General features: G+C 74.4%; 18 protein-coding genes. 10 read left to right on the top strand and 8 right to left on the bottom strand.

What is annotated here, in order from left to right:
* Nucleotides 1–2: 2 nt before the first annotated feature.
* The 3 genes from Sya03_RS01440 (at nucleotide 3) to Sya03_RS01430 (ending at nucleotide 1533) form a co-directional block, all read left to right on the top strand.
* The gene (locus Sya03_RS01440; RefSeq protein WP_203936279.1) at nucleotides 3–719 is read left to right on the top strand and encodes an SAM-dependent methyltransferase; all 717 of its coding nucleotides are present in this window, start codon (nucleotides 3–5) and stop codon (nucleotides 717–719) included.
* A 166-nt stretch (nucleotides 720–885) separates the two neighbouring features.
* Nucleotides 886–1083: a hypothetical protein gene (locus Sya03_RS01435; RefSeq protein ID WP_203936278.1), complete on the top strand. Its 198-nt coding sequence runs from the start codon at nucleotides 886–888 to the stop codon at nucleotides 1081–1083.
* A gap of 9 nt (nucleotides 1084–1092) precedes the next feature.
* Nucleotides 1093–1533 (top strand): YdeI/OmpD-associated family protein, encoded by a 441-nt coding sequence (locus Sya03_RS01430; RefSeq protein WP_203936277.1) that lies wholly within the window; start codon nucleotides 1093–1095, stop codon nucleotides 1531–1533.
* Here the strand turns inward: Sya03_RS01430 and Sya03_RS01425 are convergent.
* The 3 genes from Sya03_RS01425 to Sya03_RS01415 form a co-directional block, all read right to left on the bottom strand.
* Nucleotides 1519–2724: an RNA polymerase sigma factor gene (locus Sya03_RS01425; RefSeq protein WP_203936276.1), complete on the bottom strand. Its 1206-nt coding sequence runs from the start codon at nucleotides 2722–2724 to the stop codon at nucleotides 1519–1521. The genes Sya03_RS01430 and Sya03_RS01425 overlap by 15 nt on opposite strands.
* Nucleotides 2725–2735: 11 nt before the next feature.
* The gene (locus tag Sya03_RS01420; RefSeq protein ID WP_203936275.1) at nucleotides 2736–3080 is read right to left on the bottom strand and encodes a YciI family protein; all 345 of its coding nucleotides are present in this window, start codon (nucleotides 3078–3080) and stop codon (nucleotides 2736–2738) included.
* 72 nt (nucleotides 3081–3152) lie between these two features.
* On the bottom strand, nucleotides 3153–4508 hold the full coding sequence (locus Sya03_RS01415) for an MFS transporter (protein ID WP_203936274.1): 1356 nt from the start codon (nucleotides 4506–4508) through the stop codon (nucleotides 3153–3155).
* A 176-nt stretch (nucleotides 4509–4684) separates the two neighbouring features.
* On the opposite strand from Sya03_RS01415, the gene Sya03_RS01410 reads away from it, so the two are divergent.
* Nucleotides 4685–5818: an HIRAN domain-containing protein gene (locus Sya03_RS01410; protein ID WP_203936273.1), complete on the top strand. Its 1134-nt coding sequence runs from the start codon at nucleotides 4685–4687 to the stop codon at nucleotides 5816–5818.
* 18 nt (nucleotides 5819–5836) lie between these two features.
* Here the strand turns inward: Sya03_RS01410 and Sya03_RS01405 are convergent, their stop codons facing one another.
* The 5 genes from Sya03_RS01405 to ychF all read right to left on the bottom strand — a co-directional run bounded on the left by Sya03_RS01405 (nucleotide 5837) and on the right by ychF (nucleotide 9132).
* Nucleotides 5837–6208, bottom strand: a complete 372-nt coding sequence (locus Sya03_RS01405; protein ID WP_203936272.1) for a VOC family protein — start codon at nucleotides 6206–6208, stop codon at nucleotides 5837–5839.
* Between the two features lie 13 nt (nucleotides 6209–6221).
* Nucleotides 6222–6974, bottom strand: a complete 753-nt coding sequence (locus tag Sya03_RS01400) for a hypothetical protein (protein WP_203936271.1) — start codon at nucleotides 6972–6974, stop codon at nucleotides 6222–6224.
* Between the two features lie 161 nt (nucleotides 6975–7135).
* Nucleotides 7136–7570, bottom strand: a complete 435-nt coding sequence (locus Sya03_RS01395) for a DUF6228 family protein (protein WP_203936270.1) — start codon at nucleotides 7568–7570, stop codon at nucleotides 7136–7138.
* 106 nt (nucleotides 7571–7676) lie between these two features.
* A complete protein-coding gene (locus tag Sya03_RS01390) occupies nucleotides 7677–7967 on the bottom strand; it encodes a CPCC family cysteine-rich protein (protein WP_239107046.1) in 291 nt (96 codons plus the stop codon).
* Between the two features lie 79 nt (nucleotides 7968–8046).
* Nucleotides 8047–9132, bottom strand: a complete 1086-nt coding sequence (gene ychF / locus Sya03_RS01385) for a redox-regulated ATPase YchF (protein WP_203936269.1) — start codon at nucleotides 9130–9132, stop codon at nucleotides 8047–8049.
* Between the two features lie 123 nt (nucleotides 9133–9255).
* On the opposite strand from ychF, the gene Sya03_RS01380 reads away from it, so the two are divergent.
* From Sya03_RS01380 to valS, 6 genes are read left to right on the top strand one after another with little or no spacing between them, the layout of a single operon-like run.
* Nucleotides 9256–10515, top strand: coding sequence for a hypothetical protein (locus Sya03_RS01380; RefSeq protein WP_203936268.1), 1260 nt, complete (start codon nucleotides 9256–9258; stop codon nucleotides 10513–10515).
* Between the two features lie 11 nt (nucleotides 10516–10526).
* A complete protein-coding gene (locus tag Sya03_RS01375; RefSeq protein WP_203936267.1) occupies nucleotides 10527–11114 on the top strand; it encodes a TIGR03086 family metal-binding protein in 588 nt (195 codons plus the stop codon).
* 53 nt (nucleotides 11115–11167) lie between these two features.
* Nucleotides 11168–12532 carry a glycosyltransferase family protein gene (locus Sya03_RS01370; RefSeq protein ID WP_203936266.1) on the top strand — a complete coding sequence of 455 codons (1365 nt, stop codon included), beginning with the start codon at nucleotides 11168–11170 and terminating at the stop codon, nucleotides 12530–12532.
* Complete coding sequence (locus tag Sya03_RS01365; RefSeq protein WP_203936265.1) at nucleotides 12486–13913, top strand: AlkA N-terminal domain-containing protein; 1428 nt, start codon at nucleotides 12486–12488, stop codon at nucleotides 13911–13913. Before Sya03_RS01370 ends, Sya03_RS01365 begins: the two co-directional genes overlap by 47 nt.
* Nucleotides 13910–14404: a methylated-DNA--[protein]-cysteine S-methyltransferase gene (locus Sya03_RS01360; protein WP_203936264.1), complete on the top strand. Its 495-nt coding sequence runs from the start codon at nucleotides 13910–13912 to the stop codon at nucleotides 14402–14404. Before Sya03_RS01365 ends, Sya03_RS01360 begins: the two co-directional genes overlap by 4 nt.
* Before the next feature lie 9 nt (nucleotides 14405–14413).
* Nucleotides 14414–16942 (top strand): valine--tRNA ligase, encoded by a 2529-nt coding sequence (gene valS / locus Sya03_RS01355; protein ID WP_203936263.1) that lies wholly within the window; start codon nucleotides 14414–14416, stop codon nucleotides 16940–16942.
* Nucleotides 16943–16966: the final 24 nt, after the last annotated feature.

Here is a 16966-nt window from a genome sequence, read left to right as displayed (position 1 = left end):
TGATGTCCCGTTCCCTGCTCGAGCTCGCCGCGGAGGGCCACCGCCTCCTGCACCCGCTGTCCGACGCCAAGCTGCTGGACCTGGGCGCCATCGTCGGCGTGGGCCGCGACTCCTGCGTCCTCGAGCTGGCCTGCGGCAAGGGCGAGGTGCTGTGCCGGTGGGCGCAGGCGTACGGGGCGCGCGGGGTCGGCGTCGAGCACAGTGAGCTGTTCGTGGCCGCCGCCCGCAGCCGCGCCGCCGAGCTGGGCGTCGCCGACCGGGTGCGCATCGGGCACGGCGAACCGGCCGGCTACCACCCCGAGCCGGGCGGCTACCACGTCGCCGCGTGCCTCGCCACGACCGCCGTCGCCGGGGGCGTCACCGGCGCCATCGAGCTGCTGCGGCCCGCCGTCCGCAGCACCGGGGTGCTGCTCATCGGCGAGCCGTTCTGGACCGGCGATCGGCCGGAGGACTCCCCGTACCAGAGCCTGGACGGCCTGCTCGACGCGTTCGACCTGGCCGGCGCCGACCTGGTCGAGATGGTCGCGGCCGACGCCGACAGCTGGGACCGCTACGTCGCCGGGCAGTGGTGGACGCTGCGCACCTGGCTCGACGCCCACGCGGGCGACAAGCGCGCCCCGGACGCCCGGGTGCTGCTCGACGAGAGCCGCCGCCGCTACCTGGCGCACGAGCGCGGCCGCCTCGGCTGGGCCGTGTTCGTGCTGCGCCCGGAGCGGTGAGGGTCCCCTCCGGGTGCGGTTGAGGTCCCGCCTTCAGGTCCGCCCGCGACGGCCCGATGTCCAGGGCAGGATCCGGCCCGTCGCCTCTCTCCCCCGTGAAGGCGGCGGGTCGGACCATCCACCGCCGGCGGCATCAACGCCGCGGCCCCGGGGTAATCCGACCGGCATGACCGATCACCTGGACCCCGATCCCGAGACCGCCCGCCAGGCCCAGGAGGCCGCACCGGCGGACCCGCACGAGGCGGGCCTCGACCCGCAGGACGCGCACGGCGGCAGCATGGCGCCCGGCGTGGTCGACGACACCGGCCACCAGCTCGACGACCCCGGCGACGTCGGGGGCGACATGGCGGACGCCCGCCCCTAGGCTGCACGGATGCAGTTCCGCGCTGTCCTGGAGGCGACCGGCGGCACCACCACCGGCTTCCGCGTGCCGCCCGCCGTCGTCGAGGCGCTGGGCCACGGCCGCAAGCCGCCGGTCACCGTCACCGTCGGCGGGCACACCTACCGGAACACCGTCGCGGTCTACGACGGCGAGTTCTGGCTGGGCGTCAGCGCCGCCAACCGGGCCGCCGCCGGCCTCGCCGCGGGCGACGAGGTCGACGTGACGCTCGAACTCGACACCGCCGAACGCGTCGTCGAGGTGCCGCCCGACCTGGCCGCCGCGCTCGCCGACCACCCGGACGCCAAGGCCGCCTTCGAGCGGCTGTCGTACAGCCGGCAGCGGGCCCACGCCGAGTCCGTCACCGGCGCGAAGACCGACGCCACCCGGCAGCGCCGCGTCGAGAAGGTGCTGGCCGCCCTACTCGGCGGCTAGCCCGGCCCGCCGCCGCGCCAGGAACGCGCGCTCCGCGTCGTTGCCGGCCCACGCGATCGCCTCGTCGTACGCCGCGGCCGCCTCCGCCGCGCGTCCGAGGCGGCGCAGCAGGTCCGCGCGGATCGCGTGAAAGAGGTGCCGGTCGGCCAGGTCGAGGGCGTCGACGAGCGCCAGCCCCGCCGCGGGCCCCGCCACCTCGGCCACCGCCACCGCCCGGTTCAGCTCCACCACCGGGCTCGGCGCGACGGTCATCAGCTGGTCGTACAGCCGCACCACCTGGATCCAGTCGGTGGCCGCGGCCGCGGGCGCGTCGCTGTGCACGGCGGCCATCGCGGCCTGGATCTGGTACGGGCCCGGCCGGCCCCGCCGCAGGCAGCGCCGCACCAGGTCCTGGCCCTCGGCGATCAGCGCGGCGTCCCACCGCGAGCGGTCCTGCTCCGCCAGCGGCACCAGCTCGCCGCCCGGGCCGGTGCGCGCGGGCCGCCGCGACGCCGTCAGCAGCATGAGCGCCAGCAGTCCCAGCGCCTCCGGCTCGTCGGGCATCAGCTCGACCAGCAGCCGGCCCAGCCGGATCGCCTCCGCGCACAGGTCCTCGCGGGTCAGGTCGGGGCCGCTGCCGGCCACGTACCCCTCGTTGAAGATCAGGTAGACGACCGTGAGCACCGCGCGGACCCGGGCGGGCAGGTCGGCCTCGTGCGGCACCCGGTACGGGATGCCGGCGAGGCGGATCTTCGCCTTGGCCCGCACGATCCGCTGCGCCATCGTGGCCTCGCCGGTGAGGAACGCCCGGGCGATCTCGGGTGTGGTCAGCCCGCCCAGCAGCCGCAGGGTGAGCGCCACCTGGGCGGGCACGGCGAGCGCCGGGTGGCAGCAGGTGAAGATGAGCCGGAGCCGGTCGTCGGGCACGGCGCCCTCCTCGGGTGGTGCGTCGCGGGCGTGCAGCAGCGCCGCCTCGGCGTGCCGGGCCTCCCGGGTCGCCTCGCGGCGCAGCCGGTCGATGGCCCGGTTCCGGGCGGTCGTGATGATCCAGCCCGCCGGGCTGGGCGGCGGCCCCGCGCGCTCCCACGCGGTGACCGCCGCCGCGAACGCCTCCTGGACGGCCTCCTCGGCCAGGTCCAGGTCACCCAGCGCCCGGTTGAGCACGGCCACGGCTCGGCCGTACTCGGCGCGGTAGACGTCCTCCAGGTTCATCGGGACCGACGTCAGCCCGCGATCGGCCGGATCTCGATGGGCAGCGGCGACAGCGCCGCCCCGATCTTCCGCGCCCACACCAGCGCGCCGTCGAGGTCCTCGGCCCGGATCACCCAGAAGCCGCCGACGTGCTCCTTGCCCTCCAGGTACGGGCCGTCGGTGATCAGCTCGTCGCCGCCGCGCACGGTGACGACGGTGGCGGTGTCGGCGGGGTGCAGCCCGTGGGTGAACACCCACGCCCCCGCGGCCTGCGCCTCCTGGGCGATGCGGCCCAGGTCGGCCATCGCCCGGTCGAGCACGGCCTGCTCCGGGATCTCCCCGTCGGGCTGGTACACGCTGAGCAGGTACTGGTTCATGATCGGCTCCCGTCGTGGTGGGCTCTTGTCACCGTCTACACGAACGACCGGCCACCGGATCGACAGCCCCGCTCACCTTTTCTCGTCCCCGACCCGGCCCGCCACGGCGATCACGCTCAGCGCCACCACCGTGCAGAACGTCAGCGTGCCCGTGAACGACGCCCACGTGCTCACCGTCCCCAGCCGGGTGAACAGCAACCCGGCCAGCGCCAGCGCCACGCTCGCCCCGACCGCGTCGGAGATGCTGCGCGCCGCCGCGTTGAAACCCTCCTCGCCCGGCGCCGACACCGCCAGCACCAGCGTGCTGACCCGCGGGTACATCAGCCCCATGCCGCCGCCCGCGAACAGCCACCCCACCGCCGCCAGCGCCGGGTGCAGGGTGAACGCCGCCACCGCCAGCTCCGCCGCCACCCCCGCCGCCAGCAGCACCGCACCCGTGCGGATCACCGCCGCGTGCCCGGTCTCCCTCAGCCGCCCCTGCACGTGCGACGCGGCCGCCCACGACACCGCGCCCGCCGTCAGCGTCACCCCGGACAGCCACGTCGGCAGGCCGTGCACGTCGTGCAGCAGCAGCGGCAGGTACACCTCGGTGCTGAAGAACGTCGCCCCGGCGACCGCGCACAGCAGCACCACCGCGGGCAGCCCCCGCCGCGCCCGGAAGGTCCCGACCGGCAGCAACGGCCGCACCGCCACCACGATCACCGCCACCGCCACCGGCGGCACCAGCCACGGCCACCGCCCACCCCACACGCTCAGCGCGACCGCCGCCCCCGCCACCACCACGGCCGCGACGATCCGCCGCCCGTCCCCCGCCCGCGGCTCGGCCGACCCGCCGCCCCCGCCCAGTACGGGCAGAATGAGGGCGGTCGCGCCGGCGACCAGCACGAGCACCCCCAGGAACACCCACCGCCAGCCCACCGAGTCCGCGACCACCCCCGCCGCGAACGGCCCCACCATCGACGGCACCACCCACGCCGCCGCGAACAACCCGAAGATCCGCGGGTGCAGCACACCCGGGTACGCCCGCCCCACCACCACGTACAGCGCGACGGTGATGCCACCCCCGCCCAGCCCCTGCAGGAACCGGGCCCCCACGAACACCCCCATCGACGGCGCCACCCCGGCCGCCACCAGCCCCAGCGCGAACACCGCCACCGCCACCAGCAACGGCCGGTCCGGCCCCCGCCGATCCGACCACGCCCCGGCCGCCACCATCCCCACCACGCCGGCGGCCATGGTCGCGGAGAACGCCAGCGAGTACAGCGCCCGCCCGTCCAGCTCCGCCGTGATGACCGGCATGATGGTGGTGACCGCCAGCGCCTCGAACGCGGCCAGGAACACCAGCCCCGACGAGCCGAGGGTGGCCAGGACGTAGGGGCGGGAGAACAGACCGGCGGGCGGGGCGGCGGGGGTCGTCGTGGTGGTCACCTCGGCAACGCTAGAACCTCATCCCGACTCGAGGTCCAGCGAATATGACGAACGCCGTACCCGACGAGGGTTCCGATCGGACCTGAACGGGCCGCCGCACAGGTCGGCCTGTTCGCCGCCGGATCCGTCCATCCGCCCCATGGCACGGCCGATGCCGTGCTTGCCACCATGCCCGAATGGGATTTCTGCAACGGCTGCTGAATCGCCGACGAACCGATGCTTCTCCGGCGCCGGCCGATCAGGAACCGCGGAGCCCGAACACAACTCTCGACGTCGTTCTCTACGACGGCAGTCACGATCTCGAGGTCGTCGGCGAGAGCTATTACCAGGAAGCGCTCTGGCGGGCGGTGGGCGGGCGGCGGACCGAACGCGTCCGCCACGACATCCAGGCGGTTCTCGTCGCCGAGACGGACAACCCGCACGACGACAACGCGATCTCGGTCTGGATCGACGGAATGCAGGTCGGGCACCTGTCGCGCGAGGACGCGGCCGCCTACCGCACGGGCCTGCTCGCGCTGCAGGCCCGCGAGGGCCGGTCCATCGCCCTCCGTGGCGTCATCGTCGGCGGAGGCGTCCGGAACGACGGCCCCGGCTTCCTCGGCGTCTGGATGTCACACGATCCGGCCGACTTCGGCCTCGCCCCGGTCGTGCCGCCTCCCGTCGCGTCGATGCGCGGCGCCATGCGCACGGGGCTCACCGAAGCCCTCCTCACCGACGCGCAGGACGACTCCTACGACCTGTCGTGGCTGCAGCGACTGCCGGCGGACCCGGTCCCGGCGATCGGCTCGTTGCGGCGGCTCCTGAAGGACGATCCCAACCCGATCGACCGTCACTTCATGTTCTGCGAGCTGGAAGATCGTCTCTACCGTTCCAGGGACGCTTTCTCGTCGGCACTGCAGGATTACGACGACACGTGCATCCAGCACGATGCCGAGATGGACGGCATCCGGGACGCGCTGCTCACCAAGTTCGGCAAGGTACCGATCCTCGACACGTACCGGCAGATGGCCATTCGCCAGCAGAAGGCGAAGGAATGGGCGAAGGCCCTCTGGTGGACCGAACGAGGACTGAGCCTGTACGGCTCGGATTGCGCGCGGCCGGAAGCCGTCGACGACCTGAACAGACGAGCCGCCGCCTACCGGGCCAAGCTCACGAACGAGAGTGCCGGCGCACCGCGGCCCGCACGCCCGCCGCGGGCGGCGCCCAGCCGGACCGTGGTCGAGGCACTCACCTGCGCCGCCTGCGGTGCCAGCTTCGACCGCCAGGTCACCCGCGGGCGCAAGCCGCAACGGTGCCCCGGCTGCCGCTGACGAATGACGTAGTCGGCGTCACGCCACGCAGAACTCGTTGCCCTCCGGGTCGAGCATGACGACGTGGCCGAACTGGCCGCCGTACCACTCGTCCCGCACGACGGTGGCCCCGGCGGCGACCAGGCCCGCCGCCCGCGCGCGGATGCGGTCTTCCCGGTCGGGCCCGTCGCCGCCGACGCGGACGTCGATGTGCATGCGGTTCTTGGCGGTCTTGCCCTCCGGCACGCGCAGGAAGCTGATCGCCGGGCCGCGGCCGTCCGGGTCGACGATGGAGGCGCCGTCGGGGTCGTCGTAGCCGGGTTCGGGGACGTAGCCGAGGGCGTCCGCCCAGAAGTTTGCGAGCCGGTGCGGGTCGGCGGCGTCGCAGCCGAGGGTCCAGTGCGTTGCCATGGGGCGAACCTACCTAGTCGCCGGAGACGTACCGCAGGTACGCGACGGCGAACCGGCTCGCCACCAGGGCGACCGACAGCCCGATCGTGACCAGCACCGCGATCCGGCCGCGCCGGCCGAGCCAGCCCGCCAGCGCCAGCCCGCCGCCCCACGGCAGGCCGTAGGTGAGGGCGAGCTGGCCGAGCGTGGTGACGTCCGACTGGCCGACGGCCGCGGTCAGCACCGGCGGCAGCGCCATGGCCACCGCGACGCCCGCGACGACCCACGCCGGCCGGCGCGGCCCTGCGCCGCGCCAGCCCGCCGCCGGTTCCCGCCACAGCACGGCGACGGCGGCGCAGCCGGCCACGGCGGCGGCGATCGCCACCACCGCGGCGAAGCCCACCACCAGCGCCAGGCTGCTCTGCCGCAGGCCGGGCCCGGCGCCGGCCATGTTGAACCAGTCCCGCACCGCCACCGCGCCGAAGCCCGCGGCCTGCGCGGCCAGCACCGCCGACACGGCGGCCGCCGGCCGGCCGAGCCGCGGCCGGACCGCCAGGACCAGGCCCGCGAGGGCGAGGCCGCCGAGGAACGGCAGCAGCGCCCACAGGTAGTAGGAGGCATAACCCGGCCAGTACGACGTGTACGCCGAGCCGGCGCGCACGCTCTTCATGAGCCCCGGCGCGAGCGCGGCGACGAGCGCGACCGCGGCGCACCCGGCGATGAACGTCCCGGCCAGCGCCGCCGTCACGGGCCGCGCCGCCGGGCGGCTCTCCACAGATGTCGTCACGCGTCCCCAACGGCCGCGCCCGCCCGGGGGACACGCGGCGGCCGGTCAGACGCCGGCCCGCCGCCGCGGCGACGGCGTGGCGTCCCGCCCTGCTCAGCCTGCCCGTCACCCACGACGCCGCGGACAGCGTCGTCGGTCGAGGGCCACGCGGCCACGGCAGGTCACGGTCGGAGCAGGTGGCTCAGCTCCGCGGCAAGCCGGGTCATCTCCTCCCCGGCCTCAACAACGAACACCGCGCGCGCCGACCAGGCGGTGTCATCCGCGTCCTGGCCAGGTTCCCGCAGCGTCACGCCGAGCGACACGTACCCGCGCCGTCGGTGCCGGGCATCGACGACGAGGTGCCGCTCCATCGACTGCCACGTGCGGACGCCGTCCCAGCCGGTCCAGTCAGCCGCAAGGCTCTCCACGAAGCCGGCCAGCGTCGACCCGGAACCGGCGACCAACCCGTCGACCTCGGCGACCGTCACAGCCGTCATGCCAGGGGTGTGCAACTCTGTGGCCACCGTGTACACGTAGCCGTCGCCGTACGGATCCTGAGGCGGGTGGACGGTCCATCGGGCGGCGTCAGCACGCCCCAGGGCGAACGGCTCCTTCATGCGCTGGGAGTATGCCCGTCCGGTGGGGACGCCCGCTCCCCGGATTCGGCGCCCCGCCGCCCCGTCCGGCGTCGCCCCCGTCAGGGATTCCGGCGCCGTAGCGAGGTCAGCGCTTGGGGATCTCATCGTCGGTCGGTGGCCGGACGAACGCGCGGCTCCGCTCGTCGCAGGCCCCGTACTCGAGATGGTTGCGCCTGGCCTGGGTCAGGCTCAGGCCACGGTTCGGGCCGGCAAGCACGACGTCCGCATCCGGGTCGTCCTGCCCGTCGTCCTCCCAGAAACAGACGTCGCAGATCTCGAAGCCGCCTCGCTCGCCGAGCGTCAGGAAACCACACACCGGACACGCGTACGGCCCTCCCTCAGGCCCGCGCACGACCGGGAAGTTGGTGAGCTCCACACCGGGAATCCTGGCACGCGCTGCACGTCCGGAAAGGTCGCCCTGTCCGTTGCCGTGTGCGAGCCACCCGGCCGCCGTTTCAGACGTTGAAGCGGAACTCCACCACGTCGCCGTCCTTCATGATGTAGTCCTTGCCCTCCATGCGGACCTTGCCCGCCGCCTTCGCCGCCGCCATCGAGCCCGCCGCCATCAGGTCGTCGAAGCCGACGATCTCGGCCTTGATGAAGCCGCGCTGGAAGTCGGAGTGGATGACGCCCGCGGCTTCCGGGGCGGTCGCGCCGACCGGGACGGTCCAGGCGCGGGATTCCTTCGGGCCGGCCGTGAGGTACGTCTGGAGGCCGAGGGTGTTGAAGCCGACGCGGATGAGCTGCTGGAGGCCCGGCTCGGTCTGGCCGGTCGATTCCAGCAGTTCGCGGGCCTCGTCCTCCGGCAGCTCGATGAGCTCGCTCTCGATTTTCGCGTCCATGAAGATCGCCTCGGCGGGGGCGACGAGGGCGCGGAGTTCGTCGAGGAAGTCGGCGTTGCCGAGTTCGGCCTCGTCGACGTTGAAGACGTACAGGAAAGGCTTGGTGGTGAGCAGGTGCAGCTCGGCCAGCAGGGCGACGTCGATGCCGGCCTTGGCGGCGCCCGCGTAGAGGGTGGTGCCCTCGTTGAGCAGGGCGAGGGCGGCCTCGGCGGCGGCGACGACCGCGGCGCGCTCCTTCTTCAGTTTGGCTTCCTTCTGCAGGCGCGGCAGCGCCTTCTCGACCGTCTGCAGGTCGGCGAGGAGCAGTTCGGTGTTGATCGTCTCGATGTCGTCGGAGGGGCTGATCTTGCCGTCGACGTGCAGGACGTTCGGGTCGCTGAAGGCGCGGACGACCTGGCAGATGGCGGTGGCGTCGCGGATGTTGGCGAGGAACGCGTTGCCGCGGCCCTGGCCCTTCGAGGCGCCGCGGACCAGGCCGGCGATGTCGACGAACGACACCGGGGCGGGGACGATCTTCTCGGAGCCGAACATCGCGGCCAGCTTGTCGAGGCGCTCGTCGGGCAGGCCGACGACGCCGACGTTGGGCTCGATCGTGGCGAAGGGGTAGTTCGCGGCGAGGACGTCGTTCTTCGTCAGCGCGTTGAACAGGGTGCTCTTGCCGACGTTGGGCAGTCCGACGATCCCGATGGTGAGGCTCACGGCGCGCCAGTTTACGCGGCCCCGTTCCGCCACCCCGCGCCGCCGGAGACATTTGCGCCCCGGGCCGCCGCCGAGGATGCTGGCGCCGGGCCGACAAAGCGTCACGAGGGGGCTGGCGGGGACATGGCGGACACGCGGGAGCCGGCGCGGCGGTGGATGATGTGGCCGGCACTGGTGGCGCTGGCGTTCTTCCTGCTGCAGCTGGTGGCGGGCACCGGCACGTTCATGACCAACGACAGCTACCGCTACGGCCGGATCACGCTGCAGATCCTCGGCGACAGCCGGGCCGAGGCGCAGGAGAAGTCGCTGCAGGCGTTCTGCGCGGGCCGGGCCGGGCTGGAGGAGCGGGTCTGGAGCGTCGACCTGCGACAGTTCGACGAGACGGTGCCGCCGGACACCGCGCAGAAGTGCCTCGACGAGGCGAAGGCGGAGGGCAACCTGCCACCCACGTCGCCCCGGTACGAGGCGATCTTCGACATGCGACCCGGGTACCCGCTGCTGGCCGCGCCGCTGACCGCCCTGTTCGGGGTGGCGCAGGGGCTCTATCTGACCTCGGCGCTGTGCACGCTGCTCGGCGGGCTCCTCGCGTTCCTGCTGCTGCGCGCCGCCGGGCTGCCGTGGCGGTACGCGCTGCTGGGGCAGGTCGCCTACTACGTGACGCCGTTCGGGCTGGTCGGCAATTACCCGCTCAGCGAGGGACCGACGTTCGCGCTGGTGATGGGCACGCTGCTGGGTTCGTGGTGGATGGTGCGGCGCCGCCTGGCGCTGGGCGCGACGGTGCTGGTGGCGTCGATGGCGCTGGGCTTCGCCACGCGGTACTCGAGCTTCCTGCTGACCGCGGGCGCGCTGGCCGCCGCGGGCGTCATCGCGCTGCTGCGCCGCGACGCGCGGCACCGCGGCACGTACCTGATGATCGCGGTGAACGCCGCGTGCGCGGCCGCCGCCGTCGCCGTGTCGGTCGCGCTGCGACTGCCGGGCATGAACGAGTCGTTGCAGGACAAGTGGACGGCGCACTTCGTCGAGCCGGACGTCACCGACGTGTGGGCGCCGCTGGTCGACCTGAACGTCAACTACTGGACCGTGTGGGCGCAGGAGCAGGCGCGCGCGCCGTACCTGCTGGTGCTGGCCGCCGCCGGCCTGTGGGCGCTGTTCCGGCACGACCGCACGCTGGGCTGGATGGTGACCGGCGTGGCCGCGACCGGGCCGGCGACGATCCTCGCCCACCCCATCCTCAACCAGGACCTCCGCCTGATGGCGCCGCTGTGGTTCACCGTGGTGCTGGGCGTGCCGATCCTCGTCCACCGGCTCGCCACCCGCACCACGGCGGAGCCGGCCGCGGACCCGGCCGGGCGGGAGACCGAAAAGGTCGGTGGGGCTGGGTAACGTCCCGGCCCATGACGGACACCACCGCACGGCCCGACCTCGGCCCGACCGCCGAGGCGGTCAAGGCCGTCGCCGCCCGGGTGCGCGACGAGCAGCTCACCGGACCCACCCCCTGCGCGGGCATGCCCGTGGCGCAGCTCCTCGACCACCTCGTCGGGCTGGCGTACGCGTTCCGGCTGTCGGCGCGCAAGGAGACCGGCGGGGTCACCGCCCAGGCGCCGGAGCCGTCCGCCGAGCACCTCGACCCGGCGTGGCGCGAGGTGCTGCCCCGGCACCTCGACGAGCTGGTGGCGGCGTGGCGCGACCCGGCCGCGTGGGAGGGCGAGACGCAGGCGGGCGGGGTGACCCTGCCGGCCCAGGTGATGGGTGCCGTCGCCCTCAACGAGTTGCTCATCCACGGCTGGGACCTGGCCCGGGCGGTCGGCGCGCCGTACTCGGCGGACCCGGCGGCGCTGGCCGTCAGCGAGAGCATGTTCCCCGACGACGAGGCCGGCGGCACCCCGGGCATGTACGGGCCGCGGGTCCCGGTGCCCCCCGACGCGTCGCCGCTCGACCGGGTCATCGGCCTCAGCGGCCGCGACCCCGCCTGGACGCCCTGACCGGCCCGGCGCGGTGAGGCCGCGCTGTCGCGGCGGGCGGGTACGTTCGGCCCGTGGCGCCGCGCCGGAGGGTTCCGCTGCCCCTGCTCCTCGTGCTGGGTTTCCTCGTGCTGCAGGCGCTCGCCGCGCCCGCCGCCCTGATGACCAACGACAGCTACCGGTACGGCCGCAGCGCGTTGCAGGTCCTCGGCCACACCCGCGAGGAGGCCACCGAGCGGGCGGTGCGGGCGTGGTGCGTCGACCAGTCCGCGGAGAAACAGCGCGAACGTGAGCGCAGCGCCCTGCGGTTCCGGCACCGGGCGCCCCGCGACGAGCTCGCCCGCTGCCTGCACACCTGGCGCGGTGGGCTCGGGCCGGTCGGCCCCCGCTACGAGGCGATCTTCGACGCCCGGCCGGGCTACCCGCTGCTGGCGGCGCCGTTCGTGGCGGCGTTCGGGGTGTCGTCGGGGCTGTGGATCGCGTCGCTGCTGTGCACGGCGGCCGGCGGCTGGCTTGCGTACGTGCTGCTGCGCTCCGTCGGCCTGGCGCCCCGGTTCGCGGCGCTCGGCCAGATCCTGTTCTACGTGACACCGCTCGGCCTGTGGGGCAGCTACCCGCTCGGCGAGGGCCCGGCGTTCGCGCTGACGATGGCGTCGCTGCTGGGCGCGGTGTGGCTCATCCAGCGCCGGGTCGCGGCGGGGGCCACGCTGCTGGCGGGGTCCCTGGTGGCCGGCTTCCTGGTGAAGTCCTCCAGCGCGCTGCTCGGGGCGGCCGCGCTGGCCGCGGCGGCGGTCGTGCTGCTGTGGCGGCACCGGGCGGCCCGGCACCGCGGCGTGACGGTGCTGCTGGGCGTCAGCGCGGGCATGCTCGCCGCCCTCGTCGTCGCCAACCAGGCGCTGGGCTGGCCGGGGGCGGCGGAGTCGTTGCAGGACACGTTCACCCGGCACTTCTACCGGCCCGACGTCGCCGACCCGTGGCGGCGGCTGGCGGAGCTGAACCTGAACTACTGGACACAGTGGCTGCAGACGCAGGCCCGAGCACCGTGGCTGCTGGCGATCATGGTGGCGGCCGCGATCGGGCTGTTCCGGCGGCGGCCGCTGATCGCGTGGCCGGTCACGTTCGTGGCGCTCACCGGGGTGGTGACGCTGGCCGCGCACCCGTTCCTCAGCCAGGAGCAGCGGCTGACGGCGCCGCTGTGGATCCTGCCGGTGATCGGGCTGCCCCTGCTGCTCGGCCGCCTGCTGCCCGGTCCGGCACCCCACCCGCGGTCCGCACCGCACCAGCGACCCGCTCCGGCGGCTACAGACCCCGCCGCCGGCCCGGCGGCCGCCCCGACGGTCACGTCCGATTCCCGCGAGCCAAGAGGCACCGACACGGGGCAGGATCGGGGGCATGGAGCTGGAGTTCGAGCGGTGCTACCGGGCGGTCGACAGCCGTGACCAGCGGTTCGACGGCTGGTTCTACACGGCCGTCAGCTCCACCGGCATCTACTGCAAGCCGTCGTGCCCGGCCGTCACGCCGCGCCGCCGCAACGTCGCGTTCTACCCCAGCGCGGCCGCGGCGCAGCGCGCCGGATTCCGCGCCTGCCGCCGGTGCCGCCCCGACGCGGCCCCCGGTTCGCCCGAGTGGGACGTGCGCGCGGACGTCGTCGGGCGGGCCATGCGGCTCATCGGGGACGGGGTCGTCGACCGTGACGGCGTGCCCGGGCTCGCCCACCGGCTCGGCTACACCGAGCGGCACCTGAACCGGCTGCTCACCGCGGAGCTGGGCGCCGGGCCGCTCGCGCTCGCCCGGGCGCAGCGCGCCCAGACCGCCCGCACGCTCGTCGAGTCGACGGAGCTGGGGCTGGCCGAGATCGCGTTCGCCGCCGGGTTCGGCAGCGTGCGGCAGTTCAACGACACGCTGCGCGAGGTGTACGGGTGCACGCCCTCCCAGCTTCGCGAACGCCGCCCCGCCGCCCGGCCCGCCCAGGCCGGGTCGATCGCGCTGCGGCTCGCGTACCGGCCGCCGCTGCACGCCGCCGCGCTGCTGGAGTTCCTGGCGCTGCGGGCCGTCCCGGGCGTCGAGGAGTGCGACGGCCGCACGTACCGGCGCGGGCTGCGGCTGCCGCACGGCGCCGCGACCGTCGCGCTGACCCCCGGCGACCGGTGGGTCGCCGCCACCCTCGACCTGGCCGACGTGCGCGACCTGGCGCCGGCGGTCGCGCGCTGCCGCCGGCTCCTCGACCTCGACGCCGACCCCGTCGCCGTCGACGGCGTGCTGGCCGCGGACCCCGCACTGTCCGCGGCGGTCGCCGCCGAGCCGGGGGTACGGGTGCCGCGCGCCGTCGACGGCTTCGAGACGGCGGTCCGGGCCATCGTCGGCCAGCAGGTCAGCGTCGCCGCGGCCCGCACGACGCTGCACCGCCTGCTGACGGCGGCCACCGCACCCCCGGCACAGCCCGCCGAACCGCTGCGCGCCTTCCTCTCCCCCGGTGAGCTGCTCGCGCTGCCCGACCGCGCGTTCGGGATGCCCGCCGCGCGGCGGGAGTCGCTGCGATCGCTCGCCCGGGCCGTCGCCGACGGGGTCGTCGACCTCGAGCCCGGCGCCGACCCGGCCGCCGCCCGCGAGCAGCTCACCGCGTTGCCCGGCGTGGGCGCCTGGACCGCCGGCTACGTCGTCATGCGGGCGCTCGGCGACCCCGACGCGTTCCTGCCCACCGACCTCGCCTTGCGCCGCGGCGCCGCCGTCCTCGGCGTCACCGGCGACCTCGGCGCCCACGCCGAACGCTGGCGCCCCTGGCGTTCCTACGCACTGATCCGGCTCTGGAGGGCCTCATGAACCACGCGACGATGACCACGCCCGCCGGACCGCTCACGATCGTCGTCAGTGGCGACGGGGCGGTGCGGGCAGCCGGGTTCACGGCTGATGTCGGGATGCTCCTGCCGCTCGTACACCCGGGGTTGCGGGCCGAACCGCGGGCCGTGCGCGACCTCGGCGCCGTGACCACCGCGGTGCGCGACTATCTCGGCGGCGACCTCGCCGCGATCGACGCCGTGCCGGTCGAGCAGCGCACCGGCGGGCCCTTCATGGGGCACGCGTGGGCGGTCATGCGCGACATCAAGGCCGGCGAGCCGGTCACCTACACCGGGTTCGCGGCGCTGGCCGGGCGGCCCCTGGCCGTGCGGGCCGCGGCGGCGGCGTGCGCGCGCAACGCGGCCGCCCTGTTCGTGCCGTGCCACCGGGTGCTGCGCACCGACGGCACGCTCGGCGGGTACCGGTGGGGTCTCGACGTCAAAACCTGGCTGCTCGCGCACGAAGCGCGCCCGTAGCATCGCAGCATGACTGATACGGGAAGGAGCGCGCTGCCCGAGCGGCCGTCGCTGGACGGCCTCGAGGACACCTGGGCGCGCCGCTGGCAGGAGGAGGGCACGTACGCGTTCGACCGCTCGAAGGAGCGGCAGGACGTGTACGCGATCGACACACCTCCGCCGACCGTATCCGGCTCCCTGCACATGGGGCACGTCTTCAGCTACACCCACACCGACACCGTCGCCCGGTTCCAGCGCATGCGCGGGCGCACCGTGTTCTATCCGATGGGCTGGGACGACAACGGGCTGCCGACCGAGCGCCGGGTGCAGAACGTGTACGGCGTCGTCTGCGACCCGTCGCTGCCGTACGACCCGGCGTTCACCCCGCCCGCGGCCCCGCCGTCGCCGCCGCTGCCGATCTCGCGGCGCAACTTCGTCGAGCTGTGCGCGCAGCTCACCGCGACCGACGAGCAGGCGTTCGAGGAGCTGTGGCGGTTCCTCGGGCTCAGCGTCGACTGGTCGATGACGTACACGACGATCGGCGAGGCGGCGCGGGCCGCGTCGCAGCGGGCGTTCCTGCGCAACCTGGCCCGCGGCGAGGCGTACACGGCGGAGGCGCCGTCGCTGTGGGACGTCGGCTTCCGCACCGCCGTCGCGCAGGCCGAGCTGGAGGACCGGGAACGCCCCGGCGCCTACCACCGGCTGCGCTTCCACGGCCCGGCCGGCCCGGTGTTCGTCGAGACCACCCGGCCCGAGCTGCTGCCGGCCTGCGTCGCGCTGGTCCATCACCCGTCGGACACCCGGTTCGCGGGCCTGACCAGCGTGCGCACCCCGCTGTTCGACGTCGAGGTCCCCGTGTACGCCCACCCGCTCGCCACCCCCGACAAGGGCACCGGCATCGCGATGGTGTGCACGTTCGGCGACCTGACCGACGTCACCTGGTGGCGGGAGCTGCAGCTGGACACGCGCGTCGTCGTCGGCCGCGACGGCCGGTTCCTGCCGGACGCCCCTTCCGGCGTGCCCGTCGCCGCGTACCGGGGCCTGGCCGGCCTGACCGTCAACGCGGCCCGGCGGGAGGTCGTGCGGCTGCTCGGCGAGTCCGCCGACCTGATCGGCGAGCCCCGGCCCATCACCCACCCGGTGAAGTTCTACGAGAAGGGCGACCAGCCGCTGGAGATCGTCACCAGCCGGCAGTGGTACATCCGCAACGGCGGGCGCGACGCCGCCCTGCGCGAGGAGCTGCTGGCCCGCGGCCGCGAGCTGACCTGGCACCCGGAGCACATGCGGCACCGGTACGAGCACTGGGTCGGCGGGCTCACCGGGGACTGGCTGATCAGCCGCCAGCGGTTCTTCGGCGTGCCCATCCCGGTGTGGTACCGGCTCGACGACGCTGGCGAGCCGGACTACGCGAATCCTCTCACACCGGACGAGTCGCTGCTGCCGATCGACCCGACGTCGGCGTGCCCCGCCGGCTACGACGAGTCACGGCGCGGCGTCCCCGGCGGCTTCGCGGCCGACCCCGACATCATGGACACCTGGGCCACGTCGTCGCTCACCCCGCAGATCGTCAGCGGCTGGGAACGCGACCCCGACCTGTTCCGCCGCGTCTTCCCCATGGACCTGCGCCCGCAGGGCCACGACATCATCCGCACCTGGCTGTTCGCGTCCGTCGTGCGCGCCCACCAGGAGCAGGGCGTGCTGCCCTGGAAGCAGACCGTCCTGTCCGGCTGGATCCTCGACCCCGACCGCAAGAAGATGTCGAAGACCAAGGGCAACGTCGTCACCCCCATGGGCCTGCTGCGCGAACACGGCGCCGACGCCGTCCGCTACTGGGCGGCCAACGGCCGCCCCGGCACCGACCTGGCGTACGACCCCGCCCAGATCAAGGTCGGTCGCCGCCTGGCCACCAAGCTGCTCAACGCCTCCAAGTTCGCCCTCGGCCTCGGCGCCGCCGACGCCCTGCGCCAGCCCGTCTCAGCGCCGCTCGACACCGCCATGCTCGCCGCGCTCACCCCGGTCGTGGCCCGCGCCACCGAGGCCTTCGACGCGTACGACCACACCGGAGCGCTCCAGGCCGCCGAGGCGTTCTTCTGGACGTTCTGCGACGACTACATCGAACTCGCCAAGGAACGCGCGTACGCCACCGGCCCCGCCGCCGAGTCCGCCCGCGCCGCCCTCGCCACCGCGCTGTCCGTGCAGCTGCGCCTGTTCGCGCCGTTCCTGCCGTACGTGACGGAGGAGGTGTGGTCGTGGTGGCGGTACGGCTCCGTCCACCGCGCCCCGTGGCCCACGGTGTACGAACTCCAGCGCGTCTCCCCCGGCGGCGACGCGTCCCTGCTGGACCTGGCGGGGGACGCGCTGCGGCAGATCCGGCGGGCCAAGAGCGACCGCAAGGTGTCGATGCGCACGGAGGTTCCGCTCGCCGAGGCTCTCGGGCCTGCTGCTCTGCTCGATCAGCTGGCTCTGATCGAGGGTGATCTGCGGTCCGCTGGGCGGATCACGAAGCTGGACATGCTGCCTGATCGGACTCCTTCTTTGGTCATTGCCTGCGCTTTCTGATTTTCCTTTGGTTGCGCCTTGGTC

Origin of the sequence: Spirilliplanes yamanashiensis (assembly GCF_016863475.1) — a bacterium.
Classification (GTDB): domain Bacteria; phylum Actinomycetota; class Actinomycetes; order Mycobacteriales; family Micromonosporaceae; genus Spirilliplanes; species Spirilliplanes yamanashiensis.
This window is presented reverse-complemented; position numbering and strand designations above follow the sequence as displayed.

Bases quoted from the DNA above. Each gene is read 5' to 3' on its own strand.
- Sya03_RS01430 (WP_203936277.1), top strand. From the start codon at position 1,093: ATGCAGTTCCGCGCTGTCCTGGAGGCGACCGGCGGCACCACCACCGGC.
- Sya03_RS01405 (WP_203936272.1), bottom strand. From the start codon at position 6,208: ATGGCAACGCACTGGACCCTCGGCTGCGACGCCGCCGACCCGCACCGG.
- Sya03_RS01380 (WP_203936268.1), top strand. From the start codon at position 9,256: ATGGCGGACACGCGGGAGCCGGCGCGGCGGTGGATGATGTGGCCGGCA.
- Sya03_RS01395 (WP_203936270.1), bottom strand. From the start codon at position 7,570: ATGAAGGAGCCGTTCGCCCTGGGGCGTGCTGACGCCGCCCGATGGACC.
- Sya03_RS01435 (WP_203936278.1), top strand. From the start codon at position 886: ATGACCGATCACCTGGACCCCGATCCCGAGACCGCCCGCCAGGCCCAG.
- valS (WP_203936263.1), top strand. From the start codon at position 14,414: ATGACTGATACGGGAAGGAGCGCGCTGCCCGAGCGGCCGTCGCTGGAC.
- Sya03_RS01440 (WP_203936279.1), top strand. From the start codon at position 3: ATGTCCCGTTCCCTGCTCGAGCTCGCCGCGGAGGGCCACCGCCTCCTG.
- Sya03_RS01375 (WP_203936267.1), top strand. From the start codon at position 10,527: ATGACGGACACCACCGCACGGCCCGACCTCGGCCCGACCGCCGAGGCG.
- Sya03_RS01360 (WP_203936264.1), top strand. From the start codon at position 13,910: ATGAACCACGCGACGATGACCACGCCCGCCGGACCGCTCACGATCGTC.
- Sya03_RS01410 (WP_203936273.1), top strand. From the start codon at position 4,685: ATGGGATTTCTGCAACGGCTGCTGAATCGCCGACGAACCGATGCTTCT.
- Sya03_RS01425 (WP_203936276.1), bottom strand. From the start codon at position 2,724: ATGAACCTGGAGGACGTCTACCGCGCCGAGTACGGCCGAGCCGTGGCC.
- Sya03_RS01365 (WP_203936265.1), top strand. From the start codon at position 12,486: ATGGAGCTGGAGTTCGAGCGGTGCTACCGGGCGGTCGACAGCCGTGAC.
- Sya03_RS01420 (WP_203936275.1), bottom strand. From the start codon at position 3,080: ATGAACCAGTACCTGCTCAGCGTGTACCAGCCCGACGGGGAGATCCCG.